This is a genomic window from Bifidobacterium sp. ESL1118 (assembly GCF_058505595.1).
In genome coordinates this window covers 921,723-947,879 of sequence record NZ_CP196371.1, presented here as the reverse complement: position 1 = coordinate 947,879, position 26,157 = coordinate 921,723, and the positions used below count along the sequence as shown (strand labels likewise).

Annotated in this window: 17 protein-coding genes and 1 tRNA gene; 5 read left to right on the top strand and 13 right to left on the bottom strand. The window is 56.7% G+C overall.

Going from position 1 to position 26,157, the window contains the following annotated elements; all coding sequences use genetic code 11:
* Window positions 1-4: 4 nt before the first annotated feature.
* A complete protein-coding gene (locus tag ACSYSS_RS03665) occupies window positions 5-844 on the bottom strand; it encodes an ABC transporter ATP-binding protein (protein WP_491704113.1) in 840 nt (279 codons plus the stop codon).
* A gap of 309 nt (window positions 845-1,153) precedes the next feature.
* Between ACSYSS_RS03665 and ACSYSS_RS03660 the strand changes: the two genes are divergently transcribed.
* Entirely contained in the window at window positions 1,154-1,927 is a 774-nt protein-coding gene (locus ACSYSS_RS03660) for an ECF transporter S component (protein WP_491704112.1), read from the top strand.
* Window positions 1,928-2,172: 245 nt separating this feature from the next.
* Window positions 2,173-2,246 (top strand) — tRNA-Ile (locus ACSYSS_RS03655).
* 150 nt (window positions 2,247-2,396) lie between these two features.
* Here ACSYSS_RS03655 and ACSYSS_RS03650 read toward each other — a convergent pair.
* The 3 genes from ACSYSS_RS03650 to ACSYSS_RS03640 all read right to left on the bottom strand — a co-directional run bounded on the left by ACSYSS_RS03650 (window position 2,397) and on the right by ACSYSS_RS03640 (window position 5,293).
* A complete protein-coding gene (locus ACSYSS_RS03650) occupies window positions 2,397-3,506 on the bottom strand; it encodes a zinc-binding dehydrogenase (RefSeq protein WP_491704111.1) in 1,110 nt (369 codons plus the stop codon).
* Window positions 3,507-3,906: 400 nt separating this feature from the next.
* Window positions 3,907-4,563, bottom strand: a complete 657-nt coding sequence (locus tag ACSYSS_RS03645; RefSeq protein WP_491704110.1) for an NUDIX hydrolase — start codon at window positions 4,561-4,563, stop codon at window positions 3,907-3,909.
* Between the two features lie 193 nt (window positions 4,564-4,756).
* On the bottom strand, window positions 4,757-5,293 hold the full coding sequence (locus ACSYSS_RS03640) for an NADPH-dependent FMN reductase (RefSeq protein WP_491704109.1): 537 nt from the start codon (window positions 5,291-5,293) through the stop codon (window positions 4,757-4,759).
* Window positions 5,294-5,551: 258 nt separating this feature from the next.
* Here ACSYSS_RS03640 and ACSYSS_RS03635 point away from each other — a divergent pair, with 258 nt between their 5' ends.
* The gene (locus tag ACSYSS_RS03635; protein WP_491704108.1) at window positions 5,552-6,844 is read left to right on the top strand and encodes a hypothetical protein; all 1,293 of its coding nucleotides are present in this window, start codon (window positions 5,552-5,554) and stop codon (window positions 6,842-6,844) included.
* Window positions 6,845-6,925: 81 nt separating this feature from the next.
* On the opposite strand, the gene ACSYSS_RS03630 is transcribed toward ACSYSS_RS03635, so the two are convergent.
* The 4 genes from ACSYSS_RS03630 to ACSYSS_RS03615 form a co-directional block, all read right to left on the bottom strand.
* Entirely contained in the window at window positions 6,926-10,933 is a 4,008-nt protein-coding gene (locus ACSYSS_RS03630; RefSeq protein WP_491704107.1) for a DEAD/DEAH box helicase, read from the bottom strand.
* A 247-nt stretch (window positions 10,934-11,180) separates the two neighbouring features.
* On the bottom strand, window positions 11,181-13,907 hold the full coding sequence (locus ACSYSS_RS03625) for an excinuclease ABC subunit UvrA (protein WP_491704106.1): 2,727 nt from the start codon (window positions 13,905-13,907) through the stop codon (window positions 11,181-11,183).
* A 170-nt stretch (window positions 13,908-14,077) separates the two neighbouring features.
* A complete protein-coding gene (locus tag ACSYSS_RS03620; protein WP_491704105.1) occupies window positions 14,078-16,069 on the bottom strand; it encodes a DEAD/DEAH box helicase in 1,992 nt (663 codons plus the stop codon).
* A 158-nt stretch (window positions 16,070-16,227) separates the two neighbouring features.
* On the bottom strand, window positions 16,228-17,058 hold the full coding sequence (locus tag ACSYSS_RS03615) for a dioxygenase (protein WP_491704104.1): 831 nt from the start codon (window positions 17,056-17,058) through the stop codon (window positions 16,228-16,230).
* A gap of 428 nt (window positions 17,059-17,486) precedes the next feature.
* Between ACSYSS_RS03615 and ettA the strand changes: the two genes are divergently transcribed.
* Together ettA and ACSYSS_RS03605 are read left to right on the top strand one after the other, a co-directional pair.
* Entirely contained in the window at window positions 17,487-19,163 is a 1,677-nt protein-coding gene (ettA, locus tag ACSYSS_RS03610; RefSeq protein ID WP_491704103.1) for an energy-dependent translational throttle protein EttA, read from the top strand.
* A 230-nt stretch (window positions 19,164-19,393) separates the two neighbouring features.
* The gene (locus ACSYSS_RS03605) at window positions 19,394-20,302 is read left to right on the top strand and encodes an acyl-CoA thioesterase (RefSeq protein WP_491704102.1); all 909 of its coding nucleotides are present in this window, start codon (window positions 19,394-19,396) and stop codon (window positions 20,300-20,302) included.
* 570 nt (window positions 20,303-20,872) lie between these two features.
* Here ACSYSS_RS03605 and ACSYSS_RS03600 read toward each other — a convergent pair.
* Genes ACSYSS_RS03600 through tilS form a run of 5 tightly spaced genes read right to left on the bottom strand, consistent with a single transcriptional unit; the run spans window position 20,873 to window position 26,151 of the window.
* Window positions 20,873-21,406 (bottom strand): DUF3180 domain-containing protein, encoded by a 534-nt coding sequence (locus ACSYSS_RS03600; RefSeq protein ID WP_491704101.1) that lies wholly within the window; start codon window positions 21,404-21,406, stop codon window positions 20,873-20,875.
* A complete protein-coding gene (locus tag ACSYSS_RS03595; protein ID WP_491704100.1) occupies window positions 21,403-22,044 on the bottom strand; it encodes a hypothetical protein in 642 nt (213 codons plus the stop codon). Before ACSYSS_RS03595 ends, ACSYSS_RS03600 begins: the two co-directional genes overlap by 4 nt.
* Window positions 22,045-22,047: 3 nt before the next feature.
* Complete coding sequence (gene ftsH, locus ACSYSS_RS03590; RefSeq protein ID WP_491704099.1) at window positions 22,048-24,513, bottom strand: ATP-dependent zinc metalloprotease FtsH; 2,466 nt, start codon at window positions 24,511-24,513, stop codon at window positions 22,048-22,050.
* Window positions 24,510-25,073, bottom strand: a complete 564-nt coding sequence (gene hpt, locus ACSYSS_RS03585) for a hypoxanthine phosphoribosyltransferase (protein ID WP_491704098.1) — start codon at window positions 25,071-25,073, stop codon at window positions 24,510-24,512. Before hpt ends, ftsH begins: the two co-directional genes overlap by 4 nt.
* A complete protein-coding gene (tilS, locus tag ACSYSS_RS03580) occupies window positions 25,060-26,151 on the bottom strand; it encodes a tRNA lysidine(34) synthetase TilS (protein WP_491704210.1) in 1,092 nt (363 codons plus the stop codon). The genes hpt and tilS overlap by 14 nt, the downstream gene beginning before the upstream one ends.
* Window positions 26,152-26,157: the final 6 nt, after the last annotated feature.

Below are 26,157 nucleotides of genomic sequence, written 5' to 3'. Positions count from 1 at the left end.
CGACTCATCGTGCAGCCTCCGAATCCAGACCAGCAACGCCTTGCACGCCAAGCCCGAGCAGCAACTCCTCCACCTGCTCCGCCGCAAGCCCATGGGGAAACTCGCGCATGATACGCCCTGCTTCCATGAGCACGATACGGTCGGCCGCCGCGGCCACCACGGGGTCATGAGTCACCACGAGCGCCGTGCCAAGCCCGGCGCTCATTGATGTACGTATGGTGGCAATCACCTCATCTCGGGACTTGGGATCAAGATTTCCAGTGGGTTCGTCTGCGAACAGCACCTGCGCCCCGATGGCGAGCGCACGCGCGATGGCGACCCGCTGCTGCTGGCCGCCGGAGAGACTGGTCACCGGAGTGTCCACGGGTTTGCCCTGCAGCCCAACGCATGCCAGCGCCCGCAGGATGCGCTCGATTTCCATGTCTTCGCCACGCACGGAGGCGGGCAAGGCGATGTTCTCTCCTATGGTGAGATTCTCCAGCAGCATGTAGTCCTGGAAAATGAAGGCAAACCGTGAACTGCGCAGCTCGGCGAGCTTGTTTTCCGAAAGCTTGTCGAGCCGCATACCGTCAAACGTCACCGAACCGCGTCCCAGAGCGTCCATGCCGGCCAAGGCGCGCAACAGCGACGACTTGCCACAGCCAGAGGCACCGATGACCGCGGTCATCTCGCCCTCGTGCAAGACCAGACTGACCGGTCCAAGCGTGAACCCGGAACCCGGGCTGCGCATAATCTGCTCAGCATCCAACACCACCGCTCCCGGCTCTGTGGTCCTTTTTGTTTGTTCTTCCTGATATTGCCGTTGCCGCTCTGCTGCACCGGCGTGCATGGTTTCCGCTGTCATAGTTACACCTAACCTTAAATTGCATGACATCTGCATGACATCATCAATCATGCAGGCTCCACCGCGCAGATGCGATGTGCCAAAAGTAACGGGTAACCCTGAAATCCGAGTCCAAATGTTTCGATATCACCCAGACGATATAAGCCAACTTGATGCTACGCTCTATGGACTTTCTATCGCATTCCGTCTCGATCTTCGCGCGCGGCGCAACGTTCACTGATACAGTGGCTGTTGGTGTCTTCGTCCGGGCTGCGTAGGTCAAGGGGACACCGGCAGACATATACCGTACGCAGCTGAAAATGAGGAAAGATGGCGAAATCCGCCCAAAATCAGCAATCAGACACCAATTTTAATCCACAGGCACCGATGGACGAACACACACGGCCGATTCCGCAATCGCCAACCGTTCCCCTCAACGATTCCGAACCACCAAAACCTGCCAGCAATTCTCGCACACCCCGTGCGTTTCCCTGCGCTCCACAGGTCCTGCAGCCTCATCGTCTTCGCTGGCGACCCGTCGATATCGCACTCGGAGCGGCGTTGGGCGTAGCCTGCGGCGTGATTTTCTGGGGCTTCAACTTCGCCTATGCTGCTCTCTCACCATTGCTGCGAGCATTGCTTCCCGGTTTGGCGAGTCTACTGCACGCCTTCTGGTATTTCTCCGGGCCGTTGGCCATCCTCATCATCCGCAAGCCGGGAGCGGCGCTCTATGTCAACCTTGTCGGCAGCTGCGCGGAGATGCTCTTCGGTAACAGCTACTCGTTCGGGTTCGTCTTCGCCTCGGCCATCATTCAGGGCATCTTCAGCGAACTGCCGTTCGCGCTGAACCGCTACCGCAAGTTCAATCTGCCGCTTTCCCTAGCCTCGGGGGCTCTGACCGCCATTGAATACGGCATCTATGTGCTGCTCTTCGAGTTCCAGGGTGTGGCATTCCTCAGCCCGCGTGGCATCACCCACATGATCTGCGAGATCATCGGCGGCACGCTCATCGCTGGGGCCTTGAGCTGGTATCTCTTCCGCGCCATCGCGCGCACCGGCGCCCTCGACCGCTTCGCCTCCGGTCGCGAGGCGCATGCCAGCTAAATCGATCAGCATCAAATTGCTTTCACTAACAGGATCGCCGCCCATCTCGTTATTCCGAGCCGCCCTTCTGCAATATTGCGTCACAAAATAACATTTTTCGGTGAAAATTCGTTATTTTGTGACGCTGACCGAAACGTAAGCGACCCAGAATAGTATCAAAGAAAATCCCATAAATCTGTTTGACACTACAATCCGGCACGCGGTCAGGGCCTTTGCTATCATTATGCTGTTGGCCTTGCCAACGTGGGGCTTTAGCTCAGTCGGTTAGAGCAGCGGACTCATAATCCGTCGGTCCAGGGTTCAAGCCCCTGAGGCCCCACTCAAAGTTCACCCCATCAGCAAGTAGACCGTTGGGCTCAATCTCAAACAATTCCACTGAAGAGGTTCCGTAACCCAACGGATTCCGGAACCTCGTTTTCCCATCATCGTGCAAACACCGATTCGTATGGGTCAATCGAGCCGATTGAAATCAGAATTCGGTGATGACCGAACGGATGACCTCACCGCGCTTGAGCTGCTCATAGGCATCATCGATCTGGCTCAGATTAATGTGCTGGCTTACCAAATCGTGCATGTCGAACCGGCCATCGGCAATCAAATCGGCGTACATGGGCAAGTCATGCTTGATGTTCGTGCTTCCCATCAGCACACCTCGAATTCCGCGGCGTCCCACAAGCATGGTGATGTTGTCCATAGGCAGCTCGACTTTCGTGCCGGCCGGAGCCATGCCGATGCAATACAGCGTGCCTCCCACACCAAGCATCTGCCAACCCTGTTGGATGGTTGCTGGCAACCCGATCACCTCAAACACACTGTCGACACCACCTCCGGTGATGCGGCGCACCGCCTCGATCGGATCCTCCTTCTTCGAGTTCACCACATCAGTGGCACCGAACCTCCTTGCAAACTCGAGCTTGCTGTCAAACACATCAATGGCGATGATGCACTTTGCACCTGCCAAACGTGCACCTTGGATGACGTTGAGACCCACTCCGCCTGTACCGATGACAGCCACGGAATCCCCAGGGCGGATTTTCGCAGTGTTGATGGCCGCCCCTGCCCCCGTAATGGTGGCGCAACCCAAACACGCGGCATCCGCCAGATTGACCTTCTCATTGATAATGGCGAGTTGGTTCTCATGAATCAGACTCTTTTCAGCGAATCCGCCGATACCAGCCAGTTGGACAATCGGCCTTCCATCGGGGAAAGAAAGACGAGGCGTGTCGCCCGGAGCGCGTAGGCATTCCTCCGGGTGTAGGCAGGATTCCGGCTGCCCATCCATGCAGTTTCTGCAATGACCACAGGCCTGCTCAAGGGAGGCCACAACGTGGTCACCGACATGGAACTCCTTCACATCCGGTCCGACCGCCTCCACAATTCCGGCTACTTCGTGGCCCATCACAATCGGGAACGTATAGCCTGGCTGCTCAACTGAATTCAAATCCGAATGGCATAGACCCGAACCTTTGACATCGACGAGCACCTCATGCCCCTTGGGGTCGTCAATGACGACTTCCTCAGGCTTGGCGAAACCTTTGCCGACGCCATACGATACCGATGCCTTGATTTTCTGCGGCATATCAAAAACTCCTTCGACGATTGCTTTCCTTGGTTTACGCCAATAGACCATCGACGCACCAATCACGTTTCAGTTTAACGATGCAAATACAAACTCCACGCAAGCATGAGTGTATGGCGTTTGTAAGAAAACAACCCTTTCTCGTACAAAAATAAACAAAAAACACACATATAAACAATCATGTGAAAATTATCGAACAAAACTATCGCAGAACCGATTCACTGCTACATATATTACAGAGAACAAATATTGTGAACGCTCACAAATTACAATACCGAACATCTCAACTATCAGTGAACCACCGACGCCATGATGTGCGGCCATAGGAAAAGCAAACCTTCGTCATCGTCGACCCCAAGGATTCGTAGAATTACAGGCATTCCTTAAAACAAATCTCTACTCACTTATGCCTTGAATCATAGCTATGGCTCATTGCACCATAGAATTCATGGTAGATCATCGCCTGGGCCACGGCCGCAGGTATGTCACCCGCGATGAGATGCTGAAGCAGATCCCGCGCATTGGTCCACTCAAAGCTCAGCTGCTCGTCTTCGTCTAGGTGACGAGGCCCCATGACCGGCATCTCCAACGAAACATCGAAACAATAGGCATGTTCATCGGTGAACCCCGGAGAACTATATATCGGGTGTTCCTGCATGTGAACCGTTGCACCGGACGCCTTAAGGTCAAGGCCGGTCTCTTCCTTGAGCTCTCTCACTGCCGCAGCCATAGGTTCCTCATCCGGCTCGATGAACCCAGCGGGAAGCTCCATGTCGAGGTGGTCGGTGCCTGCGCGATACTGCGTCTCCGTAAGATAGGAATCGGTGTCCGTTCTATGAACCAGCATGAAGACCACCGGCGGATGATGTACGATGTCGCGCTGAACCCGTGAACCATCAGGGCAACTCACATCGCACGAGACGACGTCGAAGATGCGTCCGGAATACTGCGTATGTCTGTCCACCACACGGTATCCGCCTGTTCCTCCAGCGACTTCTTGACTCAAAGACGATGAATCCGATGACAGCCTAGAGGTTCCCATTTCGTTTGCACTCATGCCTCCACCCTATCTTCCCGTCGTCACATAGTTTCAACATATACCACATCACGTCTAAGGCGCGAAGTCCGGCAGGCAATGACGAACAATGGCACTTGTTGCCGGAATTTGGCCCGAAAATGCAAAAGTCCGGCACATTGTGCCATTGATTGGCCTTATATGCCGGACTTCCGCACTGTGGAACGTGTCGAGACTACTTGTTCTTCTCAACGAAGGCTACGAACTTTTCGGCGAAGCCGCGCAGGAAGTCACGTGAGCCTTCAACGATCTCGCCGTTCTCGTCGAGCGCCTTGGTGGCGTCGATGTAGATCTCTGGCTGACTCATCAGCGGCATGTCGAGGAAGTAGACCACGTTGCGCAGATGGGCCTGAGCCTGAGTGGTGCCCAAGGCGCCCATCGATGCGCCGATGATGGCGGCGGGCTTGCCGGCGAAGGAGCTCTGGCCCCATGGCCTGGAGGCCCAGTCGATGGCGTTCTTCAACACGCCGGAGAAGCTGCGGTTGTACTCCGGGGTGACGAACAGCACACCGTCGGACGCCTCGACGGTCCTCTTCATCTCAGCCACCTTTGCCGGCAGATCGGAGTCGAGATCCTGGTTGTAGAGCGGCAGATTCATGTCGATGTAGTCGAATTCCGTCCCTTCCGGCAGCAGCTTCTCCACGCCCTTGGCGAGTGACTTATTGTATGAATCCTTACGCAGCGATCCCACGAAAACAGCGATTCTTGTCATTACAAACTCCTTATAGTCATTGGTTGAGTCGGATTGCGCCTCATATCAACAAGTTCCTCATGCGTCACGCAGCAGAACATCGAAGGAAGGGCAACCTCATTTCAATTACATAATGTTAGTGGATTTGTCTGAATTGCGCCGAACGCGGATAAAGCATCACACGGGAATATGCATGCAGGGCCACACCACGAGCCGGACAATCGGATACCATAGGAACTCAAGGAAAAGACACACAACCAAATCGAGGGAAGCCGACACATGACAACGGAATCAATGACCTCAGATGTTGGATCTGACCGGCATACACCACGACGCAGTCACTCTGCGCAGACGCGGCAGTATCCGACCGGGCGACGCACTATAACCGGCGGTCCAAAACCACCTCCGAAACCACGTCGTCTCCACGTCGTCAGTCCGTTGGCATGGGTCGGTGAGGGGTTCGAACATCTGTGCGATGCATCTGATGACGACTTCAACTGCATATTGCACAACGGTTTGGAACCGATAACCGGCATTGGTCCGGATGACGCTGTATGGATTGCACCAGAGTTGCTGGTGGCGTTCAACGCCTGGCTGGCAAGACGAGACTCACCCAGACTGCTGCTTGAATCCCCGCGACGCGACTGGGCGCAAACTCTACCAGGCGACCTGTCAGGTCGTAAAACCACCATGGCAACAGCGCAAACCATCCTGCATTGGAAGCACTACCCTCAGGGATTCGGCGGGCTCCCGTGGTCCGGTCCAAGCCAAGGAAGGATCAGCGGATTCCGCACGGCAAGGCGCACCTTGTCCGAATTGCAACAGGAGCTCGAACCGGCACCGGAAAACGCGCTGATCGACTTGAACGGACATATTCCAGACATTAGCGAGGAATGGTGCGTACTCATCCACGGCGGCAAGGCAGCAGCCTCATGCGGATACTGCGTGCATGAAGCGGGAGCGGACGAGAACCATGGCATTCGCACCATCTTCGACGGCGCACGGTTCCACGAGGCATACCGGCATCAGGCCGTGGTGGCGGCAGGGCGGGCAGCACAGGCGGCGAACTTCTCCAACGCCAGCGTCATCGTCGCGTTCCAGCGGCAAGTCGCCGAAAAACGATACCAGAAGGAATCGTACGGCACTTTTGACGTTTCCGATTCTCCTCGGTTACCCAAAACACAAGAATCTTCCAGAACTCCTACAGCCGCCAAAGCGACTGGACCACACCAGCCGCCAAACGATCAGATAGTACCGCTGATTATCGAAGCGGACCCCGTCTGGTGCACCTCGCCATATCCATTTGAACACGAAGACACCGAACTCCCCCCTTCCGAGCGCCGCAAACGTGGATTCCAAGCTTTTCTCGACGCCATTGCGGATTCACGGATTACCGATTCATACCTCAGACCCGTCTTAGAAAGCGAAGCCGCAGAACATAACGAACCTGCAATCAACATCCCCACAGATTGCGATAACAGCAACCTCGCCAATCACGGCAACCGCACCATCTACTGTCCTGATGGGTGGATGGAATCGCGCTACTCACATCGTTTTCTTGGGTATGAATAGATTGTGCAGCACCTCGAGTGCACCACACCAATCCGATTTCGGAGGGATTCAACAACAGGACACACTCAATCTCCGCGATCCTCAGCCAAGCAGCGCCAGCAAATCGTCCTTGCTCAACCTGGCCATGCCGGAGCTGGACTGTGAGCCGGCGGAATCCACGAACGCGCTGGCCAGAGAGCTCTTGGCCTTCTGCATATTCAGGATACGTTCCTCGATGGTGTCCTTGGCGACGATCTGGTAGACGTTCACGTCCTTGGTCTGACCGATGCGATGGGCGCGGTCGGTGGCCTGGTTCTGCGCGGCGGCGTTCCACCATGGGTCGGCGTGCACCACAACGGAGGCACCTGTGAGATTAAGCCCGGTATTCCCGGCCTTGAGCGAGATGAGGAACACAGGAGTGTCATCGGCGTTGAACTTGTCGACCAGCTGCAGCCGCCGGCGCTTCGGGGTCTCGCCGGTGATGGTGTAGTACTGCACGCCATTCTTGTGAAGCCGTTCGGCAATCAGATCGAGAAAACTGGTGAATTGGGAGAAGATGAGCATCTTCTTGCCTGCATCCATGCAGTTGGAGACCAACTCCTCAATAGCATCGAGCTTCGCCGAAGACACCACACGCGGGTGACGGGATGCCTCATATTCGGCGGCGTCCCGTTTCTTTGCGGCTGCGGCTTGCTCATTGTCGGCTTCTTCAATCGTGCGTGCAGGCGCGCCCCAAGGCCGTTGTTCATCCACCACCACATTGCTGCCCACGTTGTCGAACAGCAGCCTCGGATCGCAGCAGGCTTGGCGAAGCCGGGTGAGCTGGGCGAGAATCTGTATCTTGCCCGTCTTGAACTCTATGTCCTTCTGATGGTTCAATGTGGCCCGCAGCTGCTGCTCCAGAGCCGCATACAGCTTGCGCTGTTCCCCTTCCAAACGCACCGTGAGGACGTTCTCGATCTTGTCGGGCAGATCCTTCAGGACCTCGGACTTGAGACGTCGCAATATGAACGGGCCGACGAAGACCTGAAGCTTGCGCTGCACGATGTCGTCACCGGAAAGAATCGGCATTTCGAAGCGCTCGCGGAAATGTCGATAGGAGCCCAGCATGCCAGGCATGAGGAAGTCGAAGATGCTCCAAAGTTCGGAAAGCCGGTTTTCGATGGGGGTGCCGGTCAGGGCGAACCGGTGCCTGGTGTCCACGCTGCGCACTGCCTGCGCCGACTTTGTGGCATGGTTCTTGATGTACTGCGCCTCATCGAGAACCACGCAGAAGAAGCGGACCTTCTTATAGTCGGGCAGGTCGCGGCGCAGCAGATCGTAGGACGTGATGAGGATATCGGGTACATCCCCGCTCCCGCCGACGTTGCCACGATTCGAACCACCTTCTGCTGCAACGGCATCGGTTTCTCCAACACCCGAGTTCTCATCCCGATGCTGCGCAAGTGCGATGTCTCTAAGCACCATGCGTCGCTCGGCCTTCGACCCAGCCATCACAACGACGTTCATGGAGGGCACGAACTTCTTGCACTCCGCCTCCCAGTTGTAGACCAACGAAGCCGGGCAGACGATGAGACTGGGACCCACCTCACGTGCCTCTGCCTTACGGGAAAGCAAGAACGAGAGCATCTGCACAGTCTTGCCCAAACCCATTTCGTCGGCAAGAATACCACCAAAACCCTTGTCACAGGCAGCATTGAGCCATCGAAAGCCTTCGCTCTGATAGGGGCGAAGCACGTTTGCAAGCGAGCGTGGCACTTCGTACGCCTTGGGGTCAACCTGTTTCATGCCATCGAAGTATTTGCGGAATTCCTCGCTTTCATCCTCATCGTCCGTTTGGCTTTCCAGATAGTAGGCGGCGTAAGCGGGGACGCTCACAGATCCGGATGCCAGATTCTCTGGCTTGACTCCCAAATCGGCACTGACCTCGTCAAGTTTGCTGGTGTCCATGTCCGTCAGGTCGACGAACGAACCATTGCTCAGTCTGTGGAATCTGCGACGCTTATGATAGCTTTTGAGCAACGCCGGAACCTCCGAGGGGTCGATCTCGTCAGCTATGGGCGAGATGTCAACGAGCCCGGATTTGATGCTGAGGCCGATGCGCATCACGGCGTGCTTCGTGTTGGCCAAGCCGTCGAACGAAGGCGTGCAATACACGGCACCAACGCTGCGAAGAACCGGCAGGCCCTCTTTGATGAGCTTGTAGATGGCCTCGTCATCACGTTCAGGAATACGGGCGAAAATGCCGTCCGGCGCCGGGAAGTAATGCCGTGCCGCCTCAACGGCCAGCCGCTCGGCATCATGGTCACGCTGCACGGGCTCTTTGGGCCCGATGCCGAGAAACACATGGAATTTCATCTCTCCATATTTGGCCTGCATATCGCAGGTGACGCCGTTCTCGTCACGGTCGAGGAACGTCTCGATGACGCACGGCACGCGACGCAGACGAAGCAACTCCTCGGGCAATTTGACCGAGACACCGCCCTTTCGCCTCTGCCCCGACTGTGGACCTCCATCGTTGTCTGTACCGGCATCGGCATCATCAGTCTGCTCGGTTCCAGCATCGACTTCATCCCGCGCGGCAGAATCCGCGCCCAAAAGCGGCAGCACCGTCTGGGCGAACTCCTCGACGTCGTCCGGCTCGAGATAGAGCCCATCACCGTCGTCAGCTCCGCAGAGCACGGAGAGCAACTCCTTTTGGCTGACCAGATCCCGGGTACATCGGTAGACCATGGTCTTCGAACGGCCAGTGAGATAATCGCCTCTATACCCTGATTCGCCACTCCGATGAACGATGACAAACGAGGAGGCATGACCTACAACAAAGCAATCCACTGTGGTGCCATGCTCGATCAGGTAGCCTTTCGGCGTTGAGGACGAATGGGCATGATTCGTCTGCGGCCTGTGATCGCGTCTTCCGATGAAACCTGCAGAGGGGTCTATCTTATGCACCGATTCATACGGCTCAATGCTGAGCAACAGCTCAGGGTCCCCATCATGCACGCTGAGAGGAATCGACGAAGCGGAGGTCATGCCTTGCGGCACAAAATCAAACGTGGCATCGGCTTCGACGTACAGATTGAGGATATCTGCCACCTCATCATCGGAAAGTCGGAGCTCACCGGCCTCGGTGCCACTTTTTCGGTACGGCATGTAGCCCCCTGAGACACCATCCCGAATTTCCAAGGCTCGTGCCAGAATCGCAATCAACTGCTGCGAGCGCCCATCGAACGACTCCGGCGTATGAACGAAGGCAAGCTTCTGTCCGTAGGCAACGAAGTCGTGCTTGTCGACGGCCTGGCAGAGCGTACGCAGGTTCTTGACCACGTACGATATGTGGCGATTCACCACGGTGATGTGGGTACGAAGCCGCCAATGCCCATCATCCTCACGCTCCAGCTGTGGACGCAGCCCTACACTTCCGGAAGGCATATACATATCCAGCTGCCCTACGGCGCTTTCACCGCCTGAAGCCCTGCTACCGACCTCTTTGAGCAAGTTCAGCTGACGGGTCTTGGCGAGATTCTCAAGTTTCGCGCTCTGCTCGTTCATCAGCCGGCGTAGGCTTTTCGAAGTGTATCTTGTCTCCCGAGGCTCCGCTGTCATTGTGCTGCCGGTCACTGTGAACAATTCAGGTGTCTTGTCATAACTCATGATCAGAGCCACAACATGCTTGCAGATACGGCCATTACGGCCATAAGCAGGGCAGGTGCAGCTGGACCTGACAATATTCCCCTGATTCTCGTCGATCAGGGCATTGGCCGAATAGTCGTCAAGACCGAAGGCGGCTGATGCCACCGTGCAGCTGAGCTGCGTATCTCCTTCGTCCGTCTTCACCGCGCGCAAATTGGCCATATGCCCGCTGGAAATGACTTCCGCTGCCCTAAAATAGGCCCTTCCGGCGCTATGCTGCAATACCTTTTCAGGTATGACGTGCCGATTGTGCGCCTTGACACGGTCTTGAGCAGCACGGGCGCCGAACGTCACCCCGCCATCGCCATCATATTCGTCAAAGCTGCCCCACGAATCACCATATTCACTCGGGTCAATGCCGAATCCGCCTAAACTTCCGGTGCGAGAACCATACACCGATGCATGCCAATCCGACAAATTCACCCTCCTTGAGCTCCACGGCCGCCACCTGCAGCAACCTTTTATTTTACCGCATCACTGCAACATCGCTGCAAGCCCGTAGCCAAACGCCACAACACCACCGGCTCACACGATCCAGATGAATCCTCACCTTCACGCCAGTTGAACATCAAGCCTCACAATCGGAAAACCTTGGAATTCCGCAAAGCCAAAATAAACGATTCCTGGCTTGCATCGACGTGACCTCAATGGTGCAATCACGGCCTCACACTCGATCCATGTGTCTTTTCAGATAGCGCCCGGTGACACTGTCAGGATTCGTTGCTATGGCATCCGGTGTGCCGCAGGCCACGATGCGGCCCCCTTCGTCGCCTCCACCAGGCCCCATGTCTATGACGTAGTCGGCGTTGGCGATCATATCGAGATCGTGCTCGATGAACAGCACCGTGGCCCCGCTTTCGACAAGCCGTTGCAACACGCCAACCAGCGTACGCACATCGAGCGGGTGCAGGCCCGTGGTGGGTTCATCGAGCACAAACAGCGTGGAATCCTGACGCTTGCCCAGCTCATTGGAAAGCTTGAGGCGCTGGGCCTCCCCTCCTGACAGAGCCGGCGTATCCTCGCCCAAGGTCAAGTACCCCAATCCCAAATCGTCCAATGTCTTCAATGACCTGTGAATTCGACGGCACAGAGCCGGAGCGATCGACTCGGTGTCATCAATGCCAGTGGATTCGTCTCCATCAGACGGCTTGCCCGGCAAATCGGCAGAAGCATCACGTCCAGGATTCCTGCGCCTCTTGTCCGATACCGCAAAAACCTTCAACACCTCGGCGACCTCCATATCCAGCACCTGAGGCAACGACAACCCATGCGGGCATGAGCGCGTGGCCAGTTTGATTTCAGCGGCTTCCCTTCGATAACGGCTCCCCGCACACGTGGGGCACGTAATGGTGACATCCGGAAGAAACTGAATGTCAAGACTGATCTGACCGGTGCCATCGCACTGCGGGCACCGTAACGAGCCGGTGTTGTAGGAGAAGTCGGAAAGCTTGAGCTTCCTATCCTTCGCAATAGCAGTGTCTGCAAAGGCCCGACGCAGCAAATCCATGATCCCGCTATACGTCGCCACTGTGGAACGTACATTGATGCCTATGGGCGTGGAATCGACCAATTGCACCCGCTCTATACCTGCAGGATCGATGGCTTGCACATGTGAAGGCAATTGCTGGCCTTCGTTTGCCGCCTGCAAGGCGGGCAGAAGCGATTCAAGCACCATCGTCGTCTTTCCCGATCCGGAAACGCCGGTCACTGCCGTCATCCGTCCACGAGGAATGCCGACGTTCAACGCATGGACCGTATGGATGGGTTTTGTGTTCATCGCTATCCATGCCGAGGAACCGCCGTCATCATGGCTCTCGGCGTGCTCGTTCCCATCTTCAGGAGGGCCGGCAAGACGATCATCATGGACATCCGCGCCGCAAGCCGCCGGCATTGCAGGCAACGCCATACGCTTCCTGACCATCACGGGTTCACTTGCATCAAGGAAACCTGCGATCTTCGAATTCGCCGACCGACGAATATCCTCGGGACTGCCTTGCGCAATAACTGTTCCGCCTCGCGTTCCGGCCCCTGGACCCATTTCGATAAAATGGTCGGCGGCATCGAGCACATGTACATCGTGGTCAACAAACACCACGGAATTGCCCGAAGCCAGGAGGTCGCGCATCACGCCAATGAGCCCATCCATGTTTGCCGGGTGGAGGCCGGTCGATGGTTCGTCAAGCACATAGAGCACGCCTGTGGTCTCGTTGCGTACGGCACGCGAAAGCTGGGCCCGTTGCCGCTCCCCCGTGGAAAGCGAGGCGCTGGAACGGTCAAGCGTAAGATATCCTAGCCCCAACTCGATCAACCTTGCACCCATGTTCTGCAACGTTTCGACCAGACTGGACGCCATGTCCTGCATGTCTTCCGGCAAGCTTTGCGGCACCGACTTCGACCATGCGAGCACATCGCGCAACGGCCAGGACGTCACTTGAGCGAGATTGACATCGCCGATGCGCGGCGCCCGAGCGACTTCGTTAAGACGTGATCCTTGGCAATCCGGACAGACACGCTCGACGAGGAACTTGGACACCTTATTGAGACGTTTCTCGTCGGTCGCCCTTTCGAGCTCCTTGGTGACGGTGAGCCTTGCGTTGCGGAAGGTGAAGTCAAGGTGATGCACACCCTTGATCGACGTGATGGTGATGTGCTTTTTCTCCTCAGGTCCATTGAATACGATGTCCCGCTCCGCATCCGTAAGGTCGCTAAAGGGCACATCGGTGCGGACACCGAACTCACGGACAATATCAGGCTGCACGTTGAATCCGAATGTGCGCCAGGGCACCACGGCACCTTGGTCTATGCTCAGGTGTTCATCGGGCACCAAGGCCGCATCATTGACCTCGCGCACGATGCCGGTGCCTTGGCAGCGCGGGCACGCACCCGTGGAATTGAATGCCATCTCCTCGGCGCTGGGCGGATTCACCAACTCGCCGCACTCTGGGCAGACAATGGGAATCTCAGCCGCCACATTGATGGTTGGCTGCTGATAATGTCCGTTCGGGCAACGATGCGAGGCAAGACGCGAGAACATAAGACGAAGCACATTGAGTGTTTCCGTCGAGGTGCCGAACGTGGAACGCATCGAACCGGTGCCCGGCCTTTGCCGGAGAGCCAAGGCGGGAGGCACGAATCGCACAGCATCGACCTTCGGCTTCTCGGCCTCGGTCATGCGCCTGCGGGTATAGGTGGAAAGGGCGTCAAGGTACCGCCGAGACCCTTCGGCGTACAGCACTCCCAACGCAAGACTCGACTTACCGGAGCCGGAAACCCCGGCGATGCCTACAAGCCTGTGTAGCGGGATGTCGACATCCACATTGCGTAGGTTGTGCACACGGGCACCTCGCACTTGGATCGCCTTCGGCACGGATATCTCATCACCAGCCATCATTCACACTCCAATCCATCACAATCTGCCTGACTCCAGCCTCTGTGAGCCGAAATGACGATTTGCTCACTGAAAACGTCACTTTGCGTCAGACCACAGATAACGACTGACCCAAAACGACGATTTCCCGATGATTATCGTCATTTTGGGTCAGTCATGATTCAACTCGTACTTCAACGTCCGTTGCGACGGAACGGAGCGGAGTTACGCTTGCCGTTCCTGCCGTGATGGAAGCCAGCAGACCTGCGGGCCCCACGCGAGTCTTCATAACCGCGTCCGCTACGATTGCCGCCGCGGCCGCTGCGCCCACCGTCACGGTAGCCATCGCCATGATACCCTGCACCGCGAGAACCGCCATGGTTACGGTCATGGCCGTAGCTGCGATCATCGCGGTCGTATCCACGGCCTTCACTATCATACCCGCGGGAACCACGAGAACCATGGTTGCCGCCATGGCCGCCGGCGTAGCGAGGATTCTTACCGCGCGAGCTGCGCCCACTACCACGATCGTCACGACCTCCATGGCCACCACGCCCACCGCCGCGGTATTCACTGCGACCTTCGAACGGCTGGTTTTCGTCATCCCAGTCGCCGCGTGCCTTTGAGCCTCTGCGAGCACCACGGGTCGGTCTGTCGGAGGAACGCCTGCTGCCACCGTCGCGTCCGCTTCCACCACGCCGACGGCTTTCGGAACGGCCATTGCCTTCGCCGCCACGAGACCCGCGCCCACCTCTGCCGGTGCGCCCGGCCTTCTTGTTGACCACGGGGACGGTGAGCGTCCAGCCTTCGACCAACGGCGCATGCTCGCCGACCAGCTCCTCAAGTTCGGGGGCACCTGGCACAATCTCACGACTCTTGGCTTTGATGCCGGCACGGTGCAGCATCTGGCGTGCATCGCGGCGCTGGCTTGGCAACACCAAAGTGACCACATCGCCTGACTCACCAGCGCGCGCCGTACGTCCGGAACGGTGAAGGAAGGACTTCGGGTCCTCGGGCGGCTCGGTCTGCACCACCAGCTCCACATCCGAAACATCGATGCCACGAGCGGCCACATCGGTGGCAACCATCACGCGCACCTCGCCGCTGCTGAAGGCAGCCAGATGGCGGTCACGTTGGTTCTGCGAAAGATTGCCCTGCAGATCGACCGCGGGGATGCCGGCCTTGACCAGTTTGTCGGCCATTTTCTTGGCCTGATATTTGGTGCGAGTGAAGAGCAGCCGCTTGCCCTTGCCACTTGCCAACTCGTGGATCACCTCGTACTTGTTGCCCTGGGAGACCTCAAAGACATGTTGGGTCATGGTGTCAACCTGAGCGTTTGCCGGTGCGATCTCATGTACCTTGGCATCGTGAAGGAAACGTTTGACCACTGTATCGACCCCATGGTCGAGCGTGGCCGAGAAAAGCATACGTTGACCGTCGGGCCGCACCTGCTCCAACAAACGGGTCACGGATGGCAGAAAGCCCATGTCAGCCATCTCGTCGGCCTCGTCCAACACGGAAATCGAAACGTTCGCCAACGTCAATTCTCCTTGGCGAATCAAGTCCTCCAAACGCCCGGGGCAGGCCACGATGATCTCGGCACCTGCACGAAGCTCACGGATCTGCCGACTGTATTTCACGCCCCCGTAAATAGTTGCGGCGGTCATACCATAGACGGCGGCCAAAGGTGCTATGACCTCATCGATCTGATTGACCAGCTCACGCGTGGGAGCAAGCACCATGGCGCGGGGCGCCGGTTTCGAATCTGCATGACGACGCGAGATCCCACGGCTTTCGCTTTCATCGAAGGCACTATCGCCACGGCCTGCATCAGCGTCATCGAGCTCACCGGAAAGACGAGCCACCAGCGGCACTGCGAAGGCAAGCGTCTTGCCCGACCCAGTCTCCCCTCGGCCTAGGATGTCCTTGCCGACAAGCGAATCCGGCAACGTCTCCGCCTGAATGGGGAAAGCTGTCACCTTCCCGTCGCGTGCAAGCACCGAGACGATTGGACCGGGCACACCAAGCTGTGCGAAGGTGCGCTCAGGGCCTTGGCCGGACGCGGCGTAGAGTGCCGCATCCTCAGCCTTTTCGTTGTGCTTGTCATGGTGTTCCCGTTTGCGATTCTGTTCACCATTACCAGAAATATCGGCAGAGTTCTGCCTATGCGAATGAAAATTCGGCACGATAGCCTTTCAAAAAACGAAGCCACGAATGCTGGAATGTTCTGGCTTCACAATGGAAATCCAATTGTATCAGGTGGCACACACAACCAACCTATGGTCTATTCGCCCAAATACGAATATCCAAACCCAAATGGTCTTGATGACCCATCCTGCCCCTCTCAGCTCTCCTCATCCGTAAGCATCGGCGGTACAACCTTCTTATGCCGCGGTTGATGAGGCATGCTTTGCTGCCTTTGAGCAGGCTCTGTTGGTGAATGTCCGTCATCGACGGATCCGGAAGGAGTCGACGCGTGTCCTGTTTCACCGGCCCGATAACTCGCCATCATCGACTTTTGAAGATCCTGCGCGCTGGGAGGTGTCCATGAAAGCGCATTGGCACCTGCGGCGATGGTTTCTCGAATGGAGTCCTCAGAACCGCCCGAGCTCGCCACAACAGGAACCTCGTTGTAGTGCTGCTTGACCTCGTACACCACTTCCGCAGTGCGCTTTCCAGCCGCCACGTTGATGATGCGGGCGCCGGCTTCGATTTTTCTCTTCACCTCATCGTCGTAGGTCACGACCGTGGCCATGACAGGAACATTCACAGACATCGCCACATCCTGAACAGTCTGCGCTGGTGCAGGAGCGTTGAGTACCACACCAGCAACACCCTGCATCTCCGCGAATACAGCCAGCTCAATCACACGGCCACCGGTGGTGGTCCCACCGCCCACGCCTACAAACAGAGGAGCCTGAGCCACGGTGATGAGCGCCTGTGTGATGACAGGCTGGCCTGTGAACGGGTACACCGCGAGGATGGCATCCGCATTGGTGTTGCGAATCACGGCGGCATCGGTGCTGTACGCGAAGGAACGCAACCTCCTACCCTGCAAGACGACACCAGAGACCCGCTCGATGCCTTCGGGCACACGAGCCAACGTGGAGCCCAACGGGTTCTCGATGGCCAACGCCTCATCCGACCGACCTGCCATACCAAAGTTCTTCTCCATCACGCTGCTCCCCTCTGCCGTACAACAGGTAACGCAACCGCTGAACCCGTCTTGGAATCAGAACACCTTACAACCAATGCACCTTCAACATAGCATCACATGCCGGTATTCCCAACATGTGCACCACAACATATGCAACACACTCGAGTCTTCCGATGCAACGCAGAAGTGAAACACCGTTCGCGACATCGGGTTGCCGTGTTCACCGGCCAGGCCCGAAACTACCGATGTGTTCACCGGATGGGCCTGACCTGCAAATGCTCATAACGCCAACTGGGCGAAAGGCACCGCATTCAAGCATCGGTTAGTGAAATGCCGCCTGTATACGATGGGTGAAACTCCAAATCTACTGTCGGCTAGACATGTGAAAATAATACTATATGCCTTATAACAGGCAAGAGTAAACATAATACATAAGGAACATACAGTTGGCTGATTTTATTTTTCAGATGATCAACGCACGCAAGGCGTACGGCGACCGCGTCATTCTCGACAACGTCACCTTGAGCTTTCTGCCTGGGGCAAAAATCGGCGTGGTGGGTCCCAATGGCATGGGAAAGTCCACGCTGCTCAAAATCATGGCCGGCCAGGAAACCGTCTCCAACGGAGAGGCGAAACTGACACCTGGCTATTCCGTTGGCATCCTTGAACAGGAACCGCCATTGGACGAGACCAAGACCGTGGGTGAGAACATCAAGATGGCCTTCGGCGAGATTGCCGACAAGGTGACCCGCTTCAACCAGATCGGCGAGGAGATGGCCAACCCGGATGCCGATTATGACGCGCTTATGGCTGAGATGGGTACGCTGCAGGAAGAGATCGACGCAGCTGACGGCTGGGATCTTGACTCTCAGCTCGACCAGGCGATGGATGCGCTGCAATGCCCTGACCCTGATACGCCAGTGAAGGTATGCTCGGGTGGCGAGAAACGCCGCGTGGCCCTATGCAAACTATTGCTTGAGGCCCCCGACCTGCTGCTGCTCGATGAGCCCACCAACCACCTGGATGCCGAGTCAATTTTGTGGCTGGAACAATTTTTGCACAACTACAAAGGCGCCGTCATCGCCGTCACCCACGACCGCTACTTCATGGACAACGTGGCCGAGTGGATCTGCGAGGTGGATCGCGGCCAGCTCTACCCGTACAAGGGAAACTACTCCACGTACCTGGCCACCAAGGAGAAGCGACTGGAAATCCAAGGCGCCAAGGATGCCAAACTGGCCAAAAGGCTCAAGAACGAGCTGGACTGGGTCAAGAGCTCCCCCAAGGCCCGTCAGGCCAAAAACAAGGCACGTCTGGAGCGTTACGACCAGATGGAGACCGAGGCAAGGAACAACAAGAAGCTCGACTTCTCCGAGATCGTCATCCCGCCGGGCCCGCGTCTGGGTTCCGACGTGCTGGAGGCCAAGCACATCCACAAGGCCTTCGGCGACCGCGTGCTGATCGACGACCTCTCCTTCACCCTGCCGCGCAATGGCATTGTGGGCATCATTGGCCCCAATGGCGTGGGCAAGTCCACGCTCTTCAAGACCATCGTGGGCCAGGAGAAGCTCACGAGTGGCGAGCTCAAGATCGGCGAGACCGTGAAGATCTCATATGTGGACCAAGGACGTGAGGGCCTCGACCCGAACAAGAATCTTTGGGAGGCGGTCTCCGGCGGCAACGATTTCATCGAGGTGGCAGGCGTGGAGGTGCCCACCCGCGCCTACGTGGCCAGCTTCGGTTTCAAAGGCGCCGACCAGCAGAAGCTCACCGGCGTGCTTTCCGGTGGTGAACGCAACCGTTTGAACCTTGCCTTGACATTGAAGCAGGGCGGCAATCTGCTCCTGCTCGACGAACCGACCAACGACCTGGATGTGGAGACGCTGGAGAGCCTGGAGAACGCACTCATCGAGTTCCCCGGCTGCGCTGTGGTGATCAGCCACGACCGCTGGTTCCTCGACCGCATCGCCACGCATATCCTCGCCTGGGAGGGCGACGACGAGAACCCGGCCAAATGGCACTGGTTCGAGGGCAACTTCCAGGCCTATCAGGAAGACAAGGTCAAGCGCCTTGGTGAAGAGGCCAGCCGCCCCCACCGCATCCACCGCAAGCTTACGCGGTAAGTCTCCACGATTCGGATTGACTGATGTGCCGCTCCCCACTCGTGTTGGGGGAGCGGCACATTTTAATAATTTTTCAAACTCACAGAACAAGACGGAATGTCAAATTAGACATACCTTACTTCGCTGTGTAGCGATGTCCACAAAATCGGATTTATAACAGTTTGGTGGCGCTGTGCTGTTAGACTCTGCTAAGTTGAAGGCAAATTTGTAACGATGAATAGAGGTTCAATATGGCGGTCGAGGAGACAAAGGATGTAGTAGACGAGCTGGTGAAGGCACTGACGTTGGGCGAACTGCACACCGACCGTGACCACACGTACGTCACCGGGCCGAACCTCTACTACCCCACCGAACGCATATACGGAGGCCAGCTCTCAGCCCAGGCCATCATGGCTGCCGCGGCCACCGTCGATGACGACAAGGTGCCCGACTCCATCCACGAATACTTCCTCACCGTGGGCTCGCTCGACGAAAGCACGCTCTACGACGTCAAGACACTGCGAGACGGCCGCTCCTTCTCCACACGTCAGATCATCGCGACCCAGCCTGATGCCACCCTCTTTACCGCGCTCGCCAGCTTCCAGAAGAAGGGCCAGACCGGAGTGGAGTTCCACGATCACATGATGCAGGACCTGCCCGACCCCGAGAGCCTCACCAGCGCGCAGACACTGATGAGCCCATACGCCGCAAAGGCCGCATTCGCCAAGTATTATGCCGAGCGCTCCCCCTTCGATTTGCGCCATATCGGCTCCACGGTCATGCTCGCACCTGACGAGGCGAGCCACGCAGCCGACTCCGGCAAGCAGATGGTATGGGCGCGTCTGCTGCATCCGGTGGACGTTTCCCAGACCATGCATCGTGCGTTGCTGGCCTTCGAATGCGACCAGCTCATGATGGAGCCCGACCTGCGTCGGGCTGGCTACTCCACGGCGACCCCAGGCATCTTCTACGCCTCCATCGACCACGCCATGTGGTGGTACGGTGACATTGACATGAATCAATGGCATCTGTTCGTCCAAGACGCGCCGGTTGCGAGCCACGGACGCGCCCTAGGCACTGCTAAGGTCTACACAAAGGATGGCGAACTGGTCGCCATGATGACACAGGACGCCATGATGCGCGTGCCCAAGACCAAGTAGAGCTAAATTATTAACAATCCTGTCTCCCGTAATTATTGCCAGTTTATGGCATAAACCACGGGAGACAATTGATTTTCTCTTCATTTATGCTATATATCATAGCAAATCAAGACCGCATCATATTTTCCTTCATTACTACCGAAACCGTCAGAAATCACAGGAAATCACAATATCAAGCAGCCAACCAATAGCAGCTGCCATCGTCCGCACGATTTCGGCATGCCGAAATCAACGGCAAGGCGGTGCACCCCGGACACATCAGCCATCACCATGGCCAACTCGGTCGTTCATCTGTGACTAAGTAAGTCAGCCGCATGGGCCGATTCGAGCTTTGAACACCCGCGCCATCGCGGTCTTCACTACACGCCGCTGGATATCGGGTCAGGTGGGCATTGGGGCGAGCCTCTTGCAATGGAGTATCGTCTCCTCGAACATCATTCCTCCGCGCGTCGAGCGAACCCAAAAAGGCAGAGCTTCACGAACGTGGGCATGAAGCTCTGCAGCGGTCTAATCACAGCATTGGTCTGCCCCAACGGTGCAGGGGAAATCAACCTTCACCACAAGTCACACCTACCGCCGCTTCTGCGTCACCGGCTGAATGATGCTGCGCCTCTTTTTCTTCCGTTTGACATTCGGGTTCTCGGGCCCATCGACCGGAGGAATCTGGCACATCCACTCTCCAACAACGCCCACCACCATGTCGGCCAAGGCAACCAGTCCGGTAACACCGCATTGAATGATGATGTTACGGTAGAACGGAGCCTCAAAATGCGAAGCCACCAGCACCAGCTGGCCCAAATACCAACCTCCGAGCAACGCCCCACCGATGCCGAGTGTCTTGGAAAGCACCAGCGCAAGGACTGCCTTGTTCGGGTCGAACCAGCTTTTTCGTTTGTCCTTGTCAGCCGTGACATACTGATGGACCTGCCATGCCAAATAGAAGGTGACCAATCCTACGGCCCCGAGCGCCACTGCAATTGTCCAAGGTGCTCCGATGAGTGAGACATCGGTCTTCTCAGCTGTCAGCACTGCGGCCATCCCGAAAAACAGTCCGATGACAACGGATATCAGGAAATACCACCAGGGGGTGCGTTGAGCTTTCATAGTACGTCTCCCAGTATCCATTGTTCAGAAAGCATACCGACCTGTGCCGAATTCGGCGAAAAAGCAAGCAGATACGACACCGGGTCGCGTCCCAGTTTGGCATCAGGGTCCATGTCAAGCCAGGGCGCCAGCACCGATGCGTCCTGGCTCACACTCAAACTATCAGCAGTGTCAGTGTAACCGAGGTCAACGCTGGCACCATCGGACCCACGCATATCAACAATCTTTAGGTTGACGGCACGTTCCTGTCCCTCGCTCAGCGTATTAAGCACATCTTCGAGGCCTTCGGCATCAAGATGGCAACTGAGTAGCACCACGGCACTCATGCCATCCGCCTTGTCCACGTTGATGACATGGTAAAGCGGAGAGACTCCTTCCACTTGGTTGCCCGGCACCGCATCCAAGGAAACCACCACGCGCTGGAAACGCCGTTCGGCATCTCGCGCCAGACTGTTCATCGCCACAACGGCCGTGTAGACCTGAGTTGTGTGGCCATGTTCTTCGATTGAGACCGGGACGTCACACACAGTGGTCTCAGGCCGGCCATCGTTGAAGTACAATGTCACGTCGGCGCTCACATCGGATGCCGCACCGTAACTTGAGTCGAGCTGTACCTGCACGCCACTGAGTGTAGTCATGGCTTACTGCCCGTCTTCCCCGCCCAAGGACTTGCGCAGTGACTCGGGAACCTCGACCGGCGGTACATCGGAATCGACACGTTCGGAATCGGAAAGCCACAAATCACGTTCAGGCGCCTTTCGAAGGTTCTTGAAGATTTCAGCCAGTTCCTTCTCGTTCAGGGTCTCCTTGACCAAGAGCTGACGAACAAGCTCATCGAGCACATCACGGTTTTCTGTGATGATCCTCCAAGCCTCAGTGTGAGCCGTCTCGATGAGCTTGTGGACCTCCTCATCAATGACCTCGCCGGTCTTCTCGGAGTACTTGTGGGAGAAAGCATCCACGGACTCTCCGTCGGGCTCAGCGACACCCCATTTGACGGCACCCAACTTGGATGAAAGGCCATATTCCATAACCATGGTGCGCGCAATCTGCGTGGCCTTTTCAATGTCATTGGATGCTCCAGTGGTCGGGTCGTGGAACACAACCTCCTCAGCGGTACGTCCGCCCATCGCATATGCCATCTGGTCCAACAACTCATCACGTGATTGAGAATAGCGGTCGGATGTGGGCAATACTGCAGTGTAGCCAAGTGCATGCCCTCTGGGCAGGATCGTCACCTTGGTCACTGGGTCGGTATGGTGCAGCGCCGCCGCCACCATGGCGTGCCCTCCCTCATGGTAGGCGGTGTTGCGCATCTCGTCAGCAGCCATTCCCCGTGATTTACGGCGCGGTCCTGCCTGCACGCGGTCGATGGCCTCGTCGATGGCACGGTTATCGATGAGCTGTGCGCCGGCACGGGCGCAAAGCAGTGCCGCCTCATTCAGGACGTTCGCCAGGTCGGCACCGGTGAAACCGGGCGTGCGCACAGCCACAGTGTGCAAATCCACGTCGGGCACGAACGGCTTGCCCTTGGCATGCACCTTCAGAATCGCCTCACGGCCCTCCAAGTCTGGTGCCTCAACAGCCACCTGCCTATCGAAGCGCCCTGGGCGCAGCAGTGCGGAATCAAGCACATCAGGCCTGTTCGTGGCGGCGATGATGATGAGGTTCGTATTGTTGTCGAAACCGTCCATCTCCACCAACAGCTGGTTCAACGTCTGTTCGCGTTCGTCGTGTCCCCCGTTCATGCCGGAACCACGCTTGCGGCCTACGGCGTCGATTTCATCGATGAAGATGATGGCAGGAGCATTCTTCTTCGCTTCTTCGAACAAATCGCGTACACGCGATGCACCCAAACCGACGAACATCTCCACGAAGTCGGAGCCCGCCATGGCGTAGAACGGCACACCGGCCTCGCCAGCTATGGCTCGCGCCAGCAGGGTCTTACCGGTTCCAGGAGGACCATAGAGCAGCACACCACGCGGGATGCGGGCGCCGAGGGCGTTGTATTTCGAGGGATCCTTGAGGAAGTCCTTGATCTCCTCCACCTCCTCGACCGCAGACTGCTCACCTGCGACATCGGAGAACTTGGTGGTGGGCGTCTCGCCTTCCAACAGCTTGCCATTGTTCTTGTTGCCGCCCACACCGAACATACCACCGCCGGCATTCATGGTCTTGCTGAACATCCAGTACAGCAGCACAATGAACAGAACAAGGGGCAGGAACTGGATGAGGAGCGTTGTCCAGATGTTGTCAGAAGCCATATCAGTGGTCCACCCATCCTTGGGCTGCGCCATGCGTATCGCCTCGACCACCTGCGGCTCCTGGGCTTGGGTGTAGTAGAACTGAACATCACGCCCATAATCACGATTTCTGCCGGTTTTCGGATCGGCCTTCGAAAAGTCGCTGCTCAACTTGAGCTTGACCTGCTGACCGTTATCAACGATGGTGGCACGCTCAATGGAGATGTAGCCATTCATGTTCCTGGTAGCAGTGTTGCTTGTGCTTGCCCCGGCATTCGAACCTTGATTCGCTTTGCTGGACTGGGCACCAGTCGAGGAACCTTCTCCGGATTGCCCATTCTGGGAATCTTGTCCATTCGACTTGCCTGATTGATTGGAGTCGTTCGACCCATCTGAACCATTGGATTTACCCGAGTTGGAATCAGACTTTCCCTTGTTCGATCCAGTCGAACCGGATTTTCCGGAAGTCCCGCCGGTCGAAGGGTTGGCAAACACGCCACGATAGGGCAAAACGCTTTTATCGGCCCTGCTGCTGTCCACGGTCCCGTCGGTTTTCACGGCTCCGTACAGGAGATTCATGCCGTCTCGTGTGTCAATGGTTTGAGTACCCGACCCCATGAACATCTGCATACCCAGCAACGCGAGTACTACAAGCGCCACAACCCAAACCCAAGGCGACTGCCACCAAGGACGTTTCCCCTGTCTGTCATTATTGTTATTGGAATTGCCGCTACTGCCATTACGACCGAACGGATTATTTCCAGGTCGTTGACCGCCACCATTGCGACCTGAATTATTGGAATTGCCATTAGATGGCGGATTTCCCCCATTTGGTGAGCTCATAGGAGATTGAGTATAGCTCATGCCTGCTCTCCTTCGTAGACAGCCGCCTTTAAAACGGCAATGGAATCAAGATTTCTAAATTGTTCGGCATAATCCAGCCCGAACCCTACTACAAACACGTCAGGTACTTCAAAACCTTTGTATTTAACATCAACGCTCACCTCTCGCCGCTCCGGTTTTTCCAATAGCGCAAACACCTCAACTGACGCTGCCCCCCTGGCCTTAAGCTCTTTTGTCAGCCAATCCAAAGTACGGCCTGAATCGATGATATCCTCCACAATAAGTACGTTTCTGCCCTTGACATCACTTGAAAGATCCTGACGAACTGTAATTATATTTTGGCTTTCTGTACCATTCCCGTAACTTGAAAGACTCATAAAATCCATCTCTACAGGAATGCTTAATGCCTGCGAAAAGGCAACCATAACATTTACGGCGCCCTTGAGTACCCCCACAAGCAAAAGGTTATGCCCTCGGTATTCTTTACTCACCTGAGCGGCCACCGTCTGTATACGTTCCGTTATCCGTTCATGAGATATGAGTTCATGGTCAATCTTGTCTTGCACATCAGCGATTCGCATGGACTCTATTTTTGCACACGCGAATGACGTGTTTCTTCCGATTTGCTGAATATCCGCTGGGAAGACTGACCGCTCCCTGACCATGCCAATGCGTGGCAAGATGCTCAATGGCGTTGATTTGATTCGATGAGCATTGAATTTCCAGACTATTCAATGCCTTAAGTACGATTCGCGAACGAATAGCAGGATGCTCTGACCGCAAGGCAGTGGCATCGATGCGTACCTCCCCGTTTCCCTCTCGACGGACAATGCGCGAATAGACGCTCTCCGCACAGATATTCAAATAGTCCTCGTCCTGACGCGCAATCTTCGCCCCAGATGCCAAATGACGCGCAACTCCCCCACCAGCGAACTGTTCCAGAAAAGGCATCAGCGTGTGTCTGACACGCGAGCGCAAGGGAAAGTCCTTCGGCAACGGCGTATCCGGGTCCACATCATCACCGTTGGTGGGATCGTCCCACCAGTCCAGATGCAGGTCTTGGCAGATCGATGTCGTCTGTGCACGGGTCAGGCCAAGGAATGGCCGCAAAAAGACCACACCGTGCCAACACGCCCTATCCGGCATGCCGGCCAAAGCCGACGCTCCTACGGAACGCATGGAATCGATCAGTATCGTTTCCGCCTGATCGTCGAGGGTATGCGCCAGAAGCACCGCGGAAGCCCCGAACCATCTGGCCGCATCACTCAGCGACCGGTACCGTGCCTCCCTAGCCGCCGCCTCCTCTCCAAAGGCGCCTGGGCCCACAGTAATCTCAACCTGAGCCACTGGAGTAAGACCAAAGCCTGCGCACTGTGCCGATGCCGTTCGCGCCGCCAGCGAGGAACCGCGCTGAAGCTGATGATCAACAATGACGGCACCACAACGCAGACCCAGACTCGCACAGACCGTTTTAGCGACACCGGCCAATGCAAGGGAGTCTCTTCCGCCTGAGCAAGCCACCAACACAAGAGGCGCGTCGCAGGATGCAATATGCTCACCGTGCTGAGAAAACCGGGTACCCTGTTGTACAAGCCCGTTGGCTTCAAAGCAAGCCCGAACCGCTCCAACGGCTTGCCTCAATCCGGCTGAGTACACCATGGTCAT

Excerpts from the sequence above, each read along its gene's own strand:
- ACSYSS_RS03660 (WP_491704112.1), top strand. The coding sequence starts at position 1,154 with ATGGCGAAATCCGCCCAAAATCAGCAATCAGACACCAATTTTAATCCA.
- ACSYSS_RS03605 (WP_491704102.1), top strand. The coding sequence starts at position 19,394 with ATGGCGGTCGAGGAGACAAAGGATGTAGTAGACGAGCTGGTGAAGGCA.
- ACSYSS_RS03650 (WP_491704111.1), bottom strand. The coding sequence starts at position 3,506 with ATGCCGCAGAAAATCAAGGCATCGGTATCGTATGGCGTCGGCAAAGGT.
- ftsH (WP_491704099.1), bottom strand. The coding sequence starts at position 24,513 with ATGAGCTATACTCAATCTCCTATGAGCTCACCAAATGGGGGAAATCCG.
- hpt (WP_491704098.1), bottom strand. The coding sequence starts at position 25,073 with ATGCGAATCGCTGATGTGCAAGACAAGATTGACCATGAACTCATATCT.
- ACSYSS_RS03595 (WP_491704100.1), bottom strand. The coding sequence starts at position 22,044 with ATGACTACACTCAGTGGCGTGCAGGTACAGCTCGACTCAAGTTACGGT.
- ACSYSS_RS03615 (WP_491704104.1), bottom strand. The coding sequence starts at position 17,058 with ATGGAGAAGAACTTTGGTATGGCAGGTCGGTCGGATGAGGCGTTGGCC.
- tilS (WP_491704210.1), bottom strand. The coding sequence starts at position 26,151 with ATGGTGTACTCAGCCGGATTGAGGCAAGCCGTTGGAGCGGTTCGGGCT.
- ACSYSS_RS03645 (WP_491704110.1), bottom strand. The coding sequence starts at position 4,563 with ATGAGTGCAAACGAAATGGGAACCTCTAGGCTGTCATCGGATTCATCG.
- ACSYSS_RS03600 (WP_491704101.1), bottom strand. The coding sequence starts at position 21,406 with ATGAAAGCTCAACGCACCCCCTGGTGGTATTTCCTGATATCCGTTGTC.
- ACSYSS_RS03635 (WP_491704108.1), top strand. The coding sequence starts at position 5,552 with ATGACAACGGAATCAATGACCTCAGATGTTGGATCTGACCGGCATACA.
- ACSYSS_RS03665 (WP_491704113.1), bottom strand. The coding sequence starts at position 844 with ATGACAGCGGAAACCATGCACGCCGGTGCAGCAGAGCGGCAACGGCAA.
- ACSYSS_RS03640 (WP_491704109.1), bottom strand. The coding sequence starts at position 5,293 with ATGACAAGAATCGCTGTTTTCGTGGGATCGCTGCGTAAGGATTCATAC.
- ACSYSS_RS03625 (WP_491704106.1), bottom strand. The coding sequence starts at position 13,907 with ATGATGGCTGGTGATGAGATATCCGTGCCGAAGGCGATCCAAGTGCGA.